Origin of the sequence: Spiroplasma citri, from assembly GCF_001886855.1 — a bacterium.
GTDB lineage: Bacteria > Bacillota_I > Bacilli_A > Mycoplasmatales > Mycoplasmataceae > Spiroplasma > Spiroplasma citri.
In genome coordinates this window covers 989,421-1,003,310 of record NZ_CP013197.1, presented here as the reverse complement: position 1 = coordinate 1,003,310, position 13,890 = coordinate 989,421, and the positions used below count along the sequence as shown (strand labels likewise).

Below are 13,890 nucleotides of genomic sequence, written 5' to 3'. Positions count from 1 at the left end.
TAATTTTGAAAAAAACCGCACTTTTATACTAAAAATAATAAAAAACCCCGTAAATAAAGGAGTTTTTATAAATGAATGAGTTAAAAAATAGCAAAAAACAAGCAAAAAATAGCCAAAATTTAACAAAAAATGCCCCTTTTTTGACAAAAAATGAAAGCATTTTAACAAAAGAAAACAATAACTTAAACCAACAAAAAAACCTTTTAAATTGAGAAAAAGATAAAGAAAAATTAATAAATAAATATAAACGATTTTTAAAAGAAAAAAATGTTATTTTAGATATTATTAAACTTGATTTTTTAGAAGAATTTTGTACCCTTAAATTAACTTTAAATAACATTAATAATGAAATCCAAACCTTAATTAATGACGGTAAATTATTTTCTGAAACCGATAATAATCGCGGAAAACCAAAAGAAGTAAGACACCCCGCTTTAATTTCTTATGGACAAGCATATAAAGATTATAAAGCTGGATATGAAATAATAGAACAATGAATAAAAATAGCTAATCAAAAAGATAATTCCGATACTTTTAATTTTAATAATTTATATGATAATTCAGAGGAAAAATAAGAATGCAAGCAAATAATGAAAAAACAAATTTAGAACTATATTATGAATGAATAAATAAAAACTCCAATAAAAATAAAGTTGGAATAAAAATTAAAAAAATTGTTTCCACATTAGTAAAAGAATTAAAATCAAATAAAGATTATTATTTTAATCACAAAGAAGCAAATAAAACAATTAGCTTTATTGAAAAATCTTGCTTTCATACAACTGGAGAATATAATAAACAAAATTTTAAATTAGAATTATGGCAAAAAGCATTTTTAGAAGCATTATATGGTTTTTATGATAAAAAAACAAATTTAAGAAGATTTAAAGAAGCACTCTTAATTGTCGGAAGAGGAAATGGAAAAACCGCCCTTGCTTCTGCAATCGCTTTAAAAAGTTTAATTTTAGATAATGAAGCAAATGCCGAACTTTATTCTATTGCAACCAAACGAGATCAAGCAAAAAGAGTTTATGAAGAAATGCGAAGAATGATTTTTATTAATCCTAACTTAAATAAAATTTTAAAAGTTAAGCGAGATAAAATAGAATTCATACATAATAATTCTTTTTTTCAACCACTATCATCAGAAACAAAAACATTAGATGGTTTAAACCCCTATTTTGTTGTTTTAGATGAAGTAGCAATGATGGAAAAGCGTGACATTTATGATGTTATGCGAACAGCAACCGCAAAAAGAAAAGATTATTTAATGTTATTAATAACAACCAATGGATCTATTAGAGAAAATATTTTCGATGAAAGATATTCTTATGCTGAGAAAGTTTTAGAAAACACAATAAAAGATAATAAATTTTTACCTTGAATTTATGAACTTGATGAAAGAAATGAATGAAAAAATTTTAACAATCTTTATAAAGCTAATCCAAATTTGGGTATTTCTAAATATATTGATAATTTTAAAGCCGAATGACAAGAAGCATTAATTACACCAACTCAACAACCAAATTTTTTAATTAAACATTGTAATTTAAAGAGCAATTTAGATAGTGCCCTTTTTAGTCGATTAGATTTAGAAACTAAAAATAATAAAATTATTAATACCAATGAATACTTAATAAAAAATAGAATTTGTACTATTGGAATTGATTTATCAAAAACAAACGATCTAAGTGCAGTTGTATTTTTAATCCCAAATTTAGACACAAATGAATTTATATTATTATCACAATTTTTTATGCCAGAAGCAAGAATAATTGAAAAAACAACAGAAGATAAAATACCATATAAACTTTACCAAGAACAAGGAATATTAACATTATGCAAAGGAGAAGAAATTAACATTAGTGAAATTGTTAATTATATTATAAATATAATGAAAAAATATAATTTAATTTGTTATGGTATAGGATATGATACTTTTAACTCATATCTTTTAAAACAACATTTAGATAATGCAGGATTTTATCTTATAAATAATTTAATTAGATTTGGAGTAAGAACAATTAGTCCAATTATAAAAGCCCTTAAATTAGAATTTGATGACAATAAATTTGTTTTTAATCAAAACCCATTATTAAAATTACACTTTAATAATGTTGATGTTCTTATTGATGAAGAAAAAGAAAATATGATGCCAATTAAAAGATCAAAAAACAAAAGGATTGATGGATTTATTGCTCTTCTATTTGCTTATAAAATCTTTCGCGATAATAAAGACCGAATTTATATTGAATTATATAAAATATATTCTCAAAAATAAAAAAGAGATTATTAAATCTCTTTTTTAGGTGGGGAAACAAACAATGCTCTTACCGATAGCGGACAAGTCCATACGGCCCACCTATGATTATATTATATACTATTTTTTTCCCTCTCTTTGATTATGATTTGTAATTTCTAATAAATAAAAAATATTTTTTATTAATAAACCATCTGCTCGTTTTCCGCAACCACCTCTATAAATATCAAAAGTACGCTTTAAATCTAAATTGTAGTTATTTTTTATATAGTCTATAAATTTATTATTTTTTTCTTTTTGCCTTTTTATTATTTTTTCATTATATTCAACATTAACCGAACTATCAAATTGTCTAACTGTAATTTTAGAGTAATAACTAATAATTTTATTAAATATTTTTTTATAATCGCTAGTATCTAATTTTGTTTCAATTAAAGTAAATCTAAAATTAAATAAAATATACTTATTGTCATAATTTGATAATTCGTCTGTTTTATTTAATTGTTGGTACATCTTTTTCAAACCATTTCTTAATTTCTTTATTATCAATAACATTTGAATTTTCAGTAAACAATCAAGGTTCAGTTTTATGAGAAGCATTTACTAATCTAATAGTAGAAAATTGACTAAGATATTTTAATATTTTATTAAGCAAATTTTTATCATATTTAGGAGTTTTAGCATCTTTAAATCATTTAAAATCTATTTCATTATTTCTTTTCATATTTGAGTTATCTAAATTATTAATTATAAAATTATATAATTCTTTTATAACAGGGCCATGTTGTCATGCTTCAAATACAATTGGAATAATTTCTTCTTTTTTTTCTTTTCAATAAAAACCATATATAAAAAACAATAGTTTTTGAATTCTTAAATTACTAATTTTTTCAATATCTTCTTCTAATATATTTTCATTTTTTTGTTCTTCTTCATAAAATTTAATAATTTCTTTACATAGTCCTTTTAAATTTTCTAAATTCATAATAATCCGCCCTTCCCTTATTAGTTAAATTATATAAAAATATAATTATTTGTAAACACCTTTATTACTTGTTTATAAATTGTTTTTTTATTTGACAAATATTTTTAATGACGGTATCATCACGACGACAATAAATGATGGGGTTAATTATTATTGTTAAGGCTGGTGATTATGTTTTGATATAAAAAAAATAAAGATAATAATAATGTAAATAAAACGCCTAAAAATTCTCAAGTTGATATTGTTAAGTTTGAATGAAAAGACTTTTTTACTAATTTTCAGAATAATTATCAAATTGATGTAATTAAAAGCACAATTAATCGGATTGCTACTGATATAGCACAAGTATCAGTTAATACATATCGCCAAAATGAAAAAATAAAAAAATCTAATTTTGATTATTTATTAAATTTGAGACCAAACAATTTAATGAGTAGTTATGATTTTTATTATAAGATAATTACTAATTTATTTTTGCAAGGGAATGTTTTTATTAAAATAGAAAAAGATATTAATGATAAAATCATTTCTTTAATTCCAATCGAATACAGCACTATTGAATTATTGTCTAAGGATGATGAATTATTTATAAGATTTTATCAAAATAATAATGCATTTGAGATATTACCGTATTCTCAAATAATTCATCTACGGAAATTTTATAATAAAAATTTCTTAGGGGATAATCCTAATAATTCGCTTGAACCAAGTAAAAGAATATTAGAAGAAATGACAAACTCTATTATTAACAATTTTAAAGAAACAAATTCTTTAATGGGGATAATTACCACAAATATGCCACTGGGGCCAACTGGTGCTCCTACACAGTTTAACCAAGAGAGATCCCAAATGTTGCCAGTTTTACCAGTTGAAGATATTAATTTTAAAAATACCAATTTTAGTAATAAAAGAGTTGCGTATTTATCTTATGGACAAGATTTTAAAAAAATTGATAGTAATATATCAAAATTTAGTAAAGAACAAAATGAATATTCTGAAAATTTAATTTATAAATTTTTTAATATAGCACCTGAGATTGTTAAAGGAACTTATAATTCAGAACAATTTTTAAGTTACTTATCTACTGTAATTCATCCAGTTTTAAGACAATTAGAAAAAGAATTTACCTTTAAAATTTTTACTAAAAAAGAATTAGAATTAGGGCAATATTTCGAGTTTGTATTAGATAGTAGATTAATAATATTAAACTTATCAAATAGTTTAAAAGGTGTTGAACTTGGTGCAATAAACCCAAATGAAATAAGAAAATTATTATTTGGTTTAGATCCTTATGAGGGAGGAGATACCTTTTTAAATTGAAATTATGGAAAAGTAGATGATGAAAAAAATGGAGAAAACAATGGACAACAATAAAATTATTAATAATGAAATTACTAAAAAAATTGATTTTAATATAAAAAAAATAAAAGAAATAAAAGAAGATAAATTTAATACAAACGAAATTATCGGAATAGCAAATAAATATGATGTAGTTGATTATCACAATGACATTACTGACTACAAAAGTTTTGAAAATGATTTAAAAAATGGTAAAACTGTGCCGGTGTTTTTATCTCATAATCACGAAAAAATTTTGGGTGTTGCAGATTTAGAAAACCGCAAAGACGGATTATGGGCAAAAATTAAAATATATACTAATACTAATTATGGAAAAGAAACTTACGAAATTGCTAAACAAATGCAAAAAGATAATAGACCAATGCAGTTAAGTATAGGATATCGTATTTTAAAATCAGAACCAACAGAAATAAACGGGCAAGTTGTTCGTTATTTAAAACAAATTGAAGTTGACGAAATTTCTTTGGTTCCATTAGGAGCAAATCCACAGAGTGAAATACAAGAAATTAAAAATATCAAAGGAGAAAAAAATATGGAAAAAGTAAATTTAAAAGAATTAAATGACAAAATTATTGATTCCAATAATGAATTAGAAGAAAAAAAAGAACAATTAGAAAATATGGAATTAAAGAAAAATAATTTATCTAATAAAGAATTACAAGAACAAAAAGAGTTATTAACTGCAATTAAAAAATTAAATGAAGAAATTACAGAAACTCAAAAAATAAGAAATGAATATTTAGAAAAAAATATTAAAAATATTGAAAACGGAAATAGCACAATTTTACAAACATTAAGGGGAACAGAACAAATGGAAATTAAAACTATCTATAATCAAAAAGATATTTTAGATACAAGAGAATATAAAAATGCATGATTAAAAAATATGCAAAGACAACAATTAACACCACAAGAAGCAAAATTTTTACAAGTTGGAACAAATCCAACTGGAAATGAAGATGCGAGTCCGCTTGTACCTACTACAATATGAAAAAACATCTTAAATGAAATTAAATTAACTTCTAATTTAATTAATGAAGTAACTATTTTAGAACACCGAGGAAAATTAGATATTGCGTATGAAAAAGATTCAACAGCAGCTAAATTTGTCACAGAGGGTGAAGAAATAAAAGGAAGTACAGGATCAGATAGTATTAAATTTGATGGTCACATTATTGCCACTTCGCTTGAATTTTCAGAAACTACAAGATTTATGACAATTGAAGATTTTGAAGCTTTTGTAATTAGAGTAATTACAAACAGAATTAAAGAGGGCATTGAACAATCACTTGCTACTGGAACTGGAAAAGGTCAACCAACTGGAATATTATCAGATACAAGCATTAAAAGTGTAAAAATTAAAGAATTAAATTACGATGCTATTATTGAAATGATTAAATCATTAAAATTAGGATATTCAAATGGTGCTAAATTTGTAATGAATAACGAAACATTCTGAACTATTCAAAATATTAAAGATAAAAATGATCGCCCTATTTGAAACCACAATATAAGTTCAGATGGAGTTACTAATAAAATCTTAGGTTATGATGTTGTTTTAACAGACACATATCCTACATTTTCTAAAACAAATAAAAATAATTGCATTTCTTTTGGAAAATTAAACACTTATTATGTAAATTTCCAAGAGCCTTTAACTCTAAGATATTCTGAACATATCGGAATTAAAAAACTTTTACATACTTATGTGGGAGCAGCCATTTTAGATGGGAAAGTTGTTGAAAAAAATGCTTTTGTAAATTTCCAACCTGAGTAATTTAAAAATAAAGGAGGATCAATATGGACTTATTAAATTTTGTTAAATTAAGTTTACGAATTCAGCATAATTTATTTGATGAAGAAATAAAAACTTTAATTCAATCATCAAAAAATATTTTAATAAATTCAGGTCTTCCTTTTAAAATTATTGAGGAAGCAAATGATGAACAAATAAAAAATATTATTTCTATTTATGTTAAGGAAAATTTAGGGCGTGAATTAATTGGAGAAAAATTTTATACTATTCTTAACTATAATATTCAACAATTAATGTATAAATATGCTAATTATCCGCAAACAACGATATATCAATTAGAAAAAGAACTCACAGAATTAAAAAAGAAATTAAAAGATATTAAAAAACTAGAAAAAAATAAAATTGAAAGATAATTTAATTTTATTAAATGATTATGCTTTTCTAATTGATAAAGAAGATGACGAAAATCCATTAAGTCATAAAAAAATAACTAAAAATAAAAAACAAGTATTTTGTGATATTAAATCAATTTATGCTAATGATTTTTACACCGCTAGAATGGCGGGCATAAAATTAGAAATAAAATTACTTATAGATAAATATATGTATGATAATGAAAAATTTATTTTAATTGATTATAAATATCAAAATAATTGACAAGAATATGAAATTATTAGAACTTATGACAGACAAGATGGATTTTTAGAACTATTTTTAAGTTTAAGATAAGGTGTTAAAAATGAAAAAAAGTAATTCAGTAGTTGATATATTTGATTTTGTTGCAGACTCAATCCAACAATATACTTATGATATCCAAGAACAAATAAAAGCAGAAATTAAAAATGTAGGTGAAAAAATATTGGCAGAAATTAAAATTACTTGCCCTATTAGCAATAAACATTTAACAAAAAGAAGACATTTAAAAGATTATTTTGTTTTTAAAATAAAATTAACCAAAGATAAAATAATTGGTGTAATTTATGCCACTAAACAATATCAAATAATCCACTTATTAGAATATGGATATATTAATCATTGAAATAATGAAAAAATTAATCCTCGCCCATTTTTACGAAATGCTTATAATAAGTATATTGATGAATATATTAAAAAAATAGAAACTATTTTAAAATATTAGTTAAGATGATTATTAATAATAAAAGAGAGCAAAATATTAATTTAATTATTGAATTATTAAAAAAACTTTATCCAACTAAAAAGATTAAATATACATTTTTTAATTTTAATGAAGATAATTTCAATAACATTGAAAATAATATAACTTTTTATAGAATTAATGATAATACCTTTTTTTCATCAGATAATATTAATAATTTTATAAGACAAACATTCCAAATTTGCTTTAATTTTAAAAATGAAATTAATTTTAATGAAATTGAAAAACTAGAAAATGAATTAATAAATAAAAAAATAAATTATCAATTAGCACAAGAGTTTTATTTATACGAACAAAATTTATATATTGTAATTTATGAAATATTTTTGTTGCTAAAAAGATAAAAGGAGAAAATACAAATGAATAACAACATTATTGAATTTGGACTAGAAAATGTTCATTATGCAAAATTAAAATACAATCAAACAACAAACAAAACAGAATATGCAATCCCACAAAAAATATTAGGAGCAGTAAATTTAAGTTTAAATGTTAGTGAAAACACTAATACCTTTTATGCTGATAATAAACCATACTATATTTCACATTCTTTTCAAGGCTATAGTGGTAGTTTAACAATAGCAAAACCATCTGATGATTTTGAACAAGAAATTTTAGGAATTGAAAAAGATAAAAATGGAAATTATATTGAAAAATCAACTAGTTTAAAGAGTGAAATTGCTTTGGGGTTTGAAATCAAGGGTGATTTAGAAGAAAAAAGAATTTGGCTTTTAAGAGTTAATTTAAAACGCCCCAACCAAACTCATAATACTCAAACCGAAAATGTAAACCCAGATACTTATACTTTTGAATTAAACGCCTTACCACGAATTGAAGATAATGTTATTAAAATTAAAACAACAAAAAAAGCTAATGAAAATAATTATAATAACTACTTTTCTCAAGTTCCAAAATTAGAAAAAGAAGAAAAAAACGAAAATGAATAGATATTTAGAAAGTTTAAAATTAAAAGTTAATATAAGCACTTATGCATTAATTATTTATGAGGATTTATTTGGTTCATACGGAGAATTGTTAAATAAATTAGAAAAAGACAAATATGAATTTTCATTTATTTTAAAATTATTATTTTCTTTTACAAAAGCAGCTGATGAAAATCAATTTAAAGATTTTAAGGAATTTTGTCAAAAAATTACATTTAAAGAAATTACCGAAAATGTTAATGAAATTAATAACTTAATAATGGAATTTGTAGGTGCTAGTGTTAATGACAAAAATTTACAGGAATACGGCGAATTAACAAAAAAGTAGATTATAAATTTAATAAATTTACTCCTAACTTATTACTATGACTTAGTCATTTAGGGTTTTCAATTATAGACAGCAAATATATTAAATTAAAAACATTAATAGAAATTATAGAAATTTATAATAATCAAAACAAAAGATTAGCAACACAACAAGATATTAATAAATTTTTTTAAAGGAATAGTTAATTATGGCAAAAGAAATTAAAGGAATGAGCATAACTCTTGATAGTAATGTTTTAGAATTAAATAACAATTTTAAAAAAATAGCCGATAACATAAAACTATCAGGATCTAAATTAAAAAATTTTGATAATAATTTAAAATTTAAAAACGGTGATGAAATTGATATTTTAAATGAAAAATTTAATGAATATAAAAATATCATTGATAATATTTCAGAAAAAAAAGAACTTTTAATTGAAAAATATAATCAATTAAATAAAACCATTTTAGAAACACAAGAAGCATTATCAAAAACAAACGATACTGCCGAAAGAGAAAAATTAATACAAAAACAAAATAAATTAAATAAAGAATATGAATATACAAAAATAAATATTGATGCATCTAATCGCAGTTTAAACAACTTTAATGAAAAATTAAAAAATACCGCCCAAGAAATAAAAAATATTCCCTTTAAAAAATTTGAAGAATTTGGAACAAAGTGTCAAGAAATCGGAAAAAAATTAAGCACACATATTACAATACCCATTTTAGCAATCAAAGGAATTTTAACAAAAATAACTGTTGATACCGCCAAATATGCTGGTGAGCTTAAAAAAACATCAAAAGAAATCGGTATCACAGCAGAAAACTTACAAATATTTCGTTATATTGCAAAAAGAACTGGAATTACTAGCGAAGAATTAGAAAAGAGTTTTAAAAAATTACGACAAGGTATTAGTGCTATTTCTTATGGAATATCAAATGAAACAACAGAAGCTTTTAATAAATTAGGAATTAATATTAAAAATAATGAGGGTTCTTTAAAAGATACGGGAACTATTTTTTTAGAATTAAAAAAATCATTAGAACAAATAAGTGATGAAACTGAAAAAAATAATTTAATAATGGATGTTTTTGGTTCTAAGTTAGGAAAAAACCTTATTCCAATGCTTGCCTTATCAGATGAAGAAATTAAAAAAATGACAAGCAACATTAAAGATTTAGGCATTGTTTCAAATGAAAATGTTGAGAAAACAACACTATTAAACAAAAAATGAAATGAATTTAAACATGTTGTTAATATTACAAAAATGAATTTAGCATCCGCCCTATTACCCGTGTTTGAGTCTTTGGTTTCTTTTTTAGAAGTCAGTTTAATACCAATTATTAAAGGAATAACAAATTTTTTTAATATGTTTAATGATACAACCAAAAAAACTATTTTTATTATTTTAGGAATATCAGCAAGTTTGGGAGCTGTTGTTTACACAATTGGAAAAATAATAAATGTTATTAGTTCATTAAAAACACTTTTATTAGGAATGGCAAAGCACCCAATTCTTTATGGTGTTTTAGTTAGTTTGTCTGCCTTAGCTGCTGGCGGGGTATGATTATATAATAAATTTAATAAACCACCACAAAACATTAACCAAGAAAACCAAACTAATAACTATAATAAAATTGAAAATAAAAATGAATTTAAACCAACAATTATTATTGAAGGAGAAAATGATAAAGAACGAGCTGAAAAAATACTCGAATATATAGGGCAATGAAATAATAGAGTATAGGGAGAAAATATGTATAATTTACCATTTAGAACTTTTAAAATTAGTAATAGTAAAGATAATTTAATTAATTTATGTGATTTAGATAATATCATTATTTTATCATTTAATGGATTAAATATTAATTTTGATAATAATTATTTAAACATCGATAATAATTTTATTTTAAATAATTGTAAGCATTCTTTAAATCAAATAAATTTTAAATTATTATTTATAGGCCCAAATCCCTATGGTAAATTTAATGATTTTATTAATAAATTAAATATTAATTTAGATAATAAATCTTCCCCCTTTTTATTATTTTATAGTTTTTGAATAAATGAAAAAACAAAATTGGAATATTATTGTGAAGTAATTATTAAAAGTATCATTAAAACAGAATTAAATAATAATAATGATTTAGAGGTTGATTTTATTTTAGAACAATTAACTAACTGAAAAAAAGAAGAAGATAAATTATTTGAAATTAAACCAAATAAAACAAGCGGAAAAAGATACAATGAACATAATAACAAATATTATTTTAAGTTAAATCGCATTAAATATACCAATCAATATAATGAAAAAATTAAAATTAGTAATAATAGTTATTTAGCATCAGATACTCTAATAACAATCAATGGTCCCACAAAAGACCCATATTTAAAATTAGAAAATATTAATGGTAAAGTAATAAGTGAACTTAAAATTAATGCTGAAATAAATGAAAATGAAAAAATAATAATAGATAGTAGATTAAAAACTCAAAGCATTATAAAAGTTGATTTAAAAACCGAAAAATCATACAACATATATCAATATCAAGATTTTAAATATACTAATTTTATTCAAATTCCACCAGGAAACTATCATATTTTATATTCTTCTAACCTTTCAAAAGACAAACAAGTTGGAAATATTAATATTAAAAAATTTGAAGAATATATTTTAATTTAGAAAAAAGGAGAAATTAAATGGGTGTAGGAAGTTCAACAAAAAGCCACTGAAATGACGAAATAATTGCAATTAGAGAAGATAAAAAAGAAATTATTAATAAATTAAAAAACAATACTTTAAATGTAGAAATTGTAAAACAAATCCAAGAATTAATAAAAGAAATATCAGAATTAACAAAAGAAATTAATGACGAAAAACTTATTTATGATGAAGCTGTAAGATTATATCCTCAACATGCCCAACAATTATTACAAGTGCCTGATTATAAATTAATGATTGATTATCTTGATGAATTATCTAATATTGTGTTTGAAATTAATAAAGCACAACAAGAAGCAGAAGAAAAAGCAAGACAAAAAGCAAGAGATGAATTATTAAAATTAGAAATTAAAAAAGATAAAAATATTTATCAAGGTAATAGAACTAAATTAATTATATTAGGAGTTGATTTTGAAAAAGGATCTTTATTTTATAAAGATAATTGTATTGTTGAAAATTATAAGATATTTTTAGATATTTATACCCCGCAACTATCAACTTTTAATGCTTATAATTATTATAATCTTAATGTTGAAATTGAAGACATTGTTTGTATTTTGAATAACGAAAATCAATTATATATCGGAATTATTACTCATATTGAAAAAAACAAAGATGAAAATTTATATACCTTTACTACTAAAAATATTGAATCTATTTTTGATTTTAAAATTTACAACATATATAAAAATAAAAGTTGATATATTTTTCTTACTTTAATAAAAATTATTTATAACAATCTTCCCTTTATTAAACTTAATAAAAAAATTAATGATGAAAATAATAATAATCCTAAATTTTTTGAAGAAAATGAAGAAAAAGAATTTAATTGTTATCAATTTATTAACAAAATATTTAAAATAACAAATATATTTTTAAAATTTAATATTGATTTAAAAAATTTTATTTTAAATTGTGATGTTTGCAAAGATGGACAAGAAGATATCAAATTAAATAATTATAAAGTAAAAGATAATATTAAATGTATTACAAATATAGAAATTGAAGAATTAAACCAAAAAAGTATCAACAGAATTGATTTTTACCAAAAAAACAATGCCAATAAATATAAAAAAGCAAATTTATTAAAAAATAATACAATTTCTTATGATATTAATAAAAATAATTTACTTGCTAATTTAATTAAAAATAAAATATATGAATTAGAAGAAAAAGACTTTACCATAGAAAATATTAAAACTATTAGCAATCAAGAATTTAAGTTAAGTGAATACTCACACCTCATAAAATTTGATATCACAAAAGATAACAATATTTTAAATTTAAACAATTTGCAACTAAGAGATAAATTTACCTTATTATTTAACAATAAAGAATATAACAGCATTTTATCTGGAATAATTTTAGAAAGCAATAAAAACACAATTACCCTAATATTTGGCCAAGTAAGATTATGAAGTAAGTTTTAATATTTATTAACCAATATGCCCCTTAAAACGCGTAATAAAGGTATTTGCATTTAGTTATATTTTTATATAATTAATATGTAAGTCCTAATTAATTACGGTTTTCGGGTATCCGAATGACCTAACTGTATTCTAAATGCAGGTAATCTTAGGCAACGAAAGGTAGAATAAGTTCCTATTTTAAATAATAGGCCTCTATATGGATATCCAAAATAGGTGGGCCGTATGGACTTGTCCGCTATCGGTAAGAGCATTGTTTGTTTCCCCACCTAAAAAAGAAATAATTGGCCAGAGTTTAGTCGGTAAATACTTCTAGAAAAAAAGTTGCTGGTGTGTTCTTAGAGAGCAGGCAAGCTGCCCGACAAAAAAAGAGGTTTAATTATCTCTTTTTTATTATATAATTTAATTAAGTTAGGGGAGATAATTATGAAATGCAAAGGAATTAAAATTGAAGATTTTTTATATTTACTATTAGATGAAAACTATAAAATTCAAAAAAAATTAGAAATTAATAATGAAGAAATTTTTGGAATGACAAATTTGCAAATACAAAAATTAATGTATTTTATAGAAGGTTTATTTATGGCTAAATTTAATAAAAAAATAATAAAAGAAAAATATAAAGCATGAACATATGGCCCAGTTTTAGAAGAATTGTATTTTTTACTAAGAAAAAATGGAAAATCATACATAGAAAAAGATAATCTTGAAAATTTTAACGAAATAAAAATACACGAAATTGAAAAAAAATTTACCAATGAAGAATTAGAATTTATTGAAAGAGTTTTTATATATTTTAGTAAATATAGTGCTTTTGAATTAGTTTCTTTATCACATATAGAAGGTCCATGAAAAGAAACAAAAAATAATGAAGAAATTAATAATGATAAAATTTTATATTATTTTCAAGAAAAATTAAACCAACTTGAACAATTAATTTAATA

Annotated in this window: 16 protein-coding genes; 14 read left to right on the top strand and 2 right to left on the bottom strand. The window is 22.2% G+C overall.

Annotated features, from left to right (window positions below; all coding sequences use genetic code 4):
• Window positions 1–71: 71 nt before the first annotated feature.
• Together SCITRI_RS05660 and SCITRI_RS05655 are read left to right on the top strand one after the other, a co-directional pair.
• Window positions 72–575, top strand: coding sequence for a hypothetical protein (locus SCITRI_RS05660; protein ID WP_071937568.1), 504 nt, complete (start codon window positions 72–74; stop codon window positions 573–575).
• Window positions 576–577: 2 nt separating this feature from the next.
• Window positions 578–2,281: a terminase large subunit gene (locus tag SCITRI_RS05655; protein WP_071937117.1), complete on the top strand. Its 1,704-nt coding sequence runs from the start codon at window positions 578–580 to the stop codon at window positions 2,279–2,281.
• A gap of 99 nt (window positions 2,282–2,380) precedes the next feature.
• Here the strand turns inward: SCITRI_RS05655 and SCITRI_RS05650 are convergent, their stop codons facing one another.
• Entirely contained in the window at window positions 2,381–2,773 is a 393-nt protein-coding gene (locus SCITRI_RS05650; protein WP_071937567.1) for a hypothetical protein, read from the bottom strand.
• Window positions 2,754–3,245, bottom strand: a complete 492-nt coding sequence (locus tag SCITRI_RS05645; protein WP_071937193.1) for a Panacea domain-containing protein — start codon at window positions 3,243–3,245, stop codon at window positions 2,754–2,756. The genes SCITRI_RS05650 and SCITRI_RS05645 overlap by 20 nt, the downstream gene beginning before the upstream one ends.
• 171 nt (window positions 3,246–3,416) lie before the next feature.
• Between SCITRI_RS05645 and SCITRI_RS05640 the strand changes: the two genes are divergently transcribed.
• The 12 genes from SCITRI_RS05640 to SCITRI_RS05585 all read left to right on the top strand — a co-directional run bounded on the left by SCITRI_RS05640 (window position 3,417) and on the right by SCITRI_RS05585 (window position 13,888).
• Window positions 3,417–4,619, top strand: a complete 1,203-nt coding sequence (locus SCITRI_RS05640; protein ID WP_071937192.1) for a phage portal protein — start codon at window positions 3,417–3,419, stop codon at window positions 4,617–4,619.
• Entirely contained in the window at window positions 4,594–6,381 is a 1,788-nt protein-coding gene (locus tag SCITRI_RS05635) for a phage major capsid protein (protein WP_164028246.1), read from the top strand. The genes SCITRI_RS05640 and SCITRI_RS05635 overlap by 26 nt, the downstream gene beginning before the upstream one ends.
• 23 nt (window positions 6,382–6,404) lie before the next feature.
• The gene (locus SCITRI_RS05630; RefSeq protein WP_071937190.1) at window positions 6,405–6,773 is read left to right on the top strand and encodes a phage head-tail connector protein; all 369 of its coding nucleotides are present in this window, start codon (window positions 6,405–6,407) and stop codon (window positions 6,771–6,773) included.
• On the top strand, window positions 6,763–7,089 hold the full coding sequence (locus tag SCITRI_RS05625) for a hypothetical protein (RefSeq protein ID WP_071937189.1): 327 nt from the start codon (window positions 6,763–6,765) through the stop codon (window positions 7,087–7,089). Before SCITRI_RS05630 ends, SCITRI_RS05625 begins: the two co-directional genes overlap by 11 nt.
• A gap of 10 nt (window positions 7,090–7,099) precedes the next feature.
• Window positions 7,100–7,498 carry an HK97 gp10 family phage protein gene (locus tag SCITRI_RS05620; protein ID WP_071937188.1) on the top strand — a complete coding sequence of 133 codons (399 nt, stop codon included), beginning with the start codon at window positions 7,100–7,102 and terminating at the stop codon, window positions 7,496–7,498.
• 5 nt (window positions 7,499–7,503) lie between these two features.
• Window positions 7,504–7,881: a hypothetical protein gene (locus SCITRI_RS05615; RefSeq protein WP_071937187.1), complete on the top strand. Its 378-nt coding sequence runs from the start codon at window positions 7,504–7,506 to the stop codon at window positions 7,879–7,881.
• Window positions 7,882–7,896: 15 nt separating this feature from the next.
• On the top strand, window positions 7,897–8,484 hold the full coding sequence (locus SCITRI_RS05610; RefSeq protein ID WP_071937186.1) for a major tail protein: 588 nt from the start codon (window positions 7,897–7,899) through the stop codon (window positions 8,482–8,484).
• On the top strand, window positions 8,477–8,809 hold the full coding sequence (locus SCITRI_RS05605; RefSeq protein WP_071937185.1) for a hypothetical protein: 333 nt from the start codon (window positions 8,477–8,479) through the stop codon (window positions 8,807–8,809). Before SCITRI_RS05610 ends, SCITRI_RS05605 begins: the two co-directional genes overlap by 8 nt.
• Before the next feature lie 187 nt (window positions 8,810–8,996).
• Entirely contained in the window at window positions 8,997–10,544 is a 1,548-nt protein-coding gene (locus tag SCITRI_RS05600) for a phage tail tape measure protein (protein ID WP_071937184.1), read from the top strand.
• Window positions 10,545–10,553: 9 nt separating this feature from the next.
• On the top strand, window positions 10,554–11,480 hold the full coding sequence (locus SCITRI_RS05595; RefSeq protein WP_071937183.1) for a phage distal tail protein domain-containing protein: 927 nt from the start codon (window positions 10,554–10,556) through the stop codon (window positions 11,478–11,480).
• A gap of 17 nt (window positions 11,481–11,497) precedes the next feature.
• Complete coding sequence (locus SCITRI_RS05590; RefSeq protein WP_071937565.1) at window positions 11,498–12,949, top strand: hypothetical protein; 1,452 nt, start codon at window positions 11,498–11,500, stop codon at window positions 12,947–12,949.
• A 423-nt stretch (window positions 12,950–13,372) separates the two neighbouring features.
• Window positions 13,373–13,888 (top strand): Panacea domain-containing protein, encoded by a 516-nt coding sequence (locus SCITRI_RS05585; protein WP_071937564.1) that lies wholly within the window; start codon window positions 13,373–13,375, stop codon window positions 13,886–13,888.
• Window positions 13,889–13,890 lie beyond the last annotated feature (2 nt).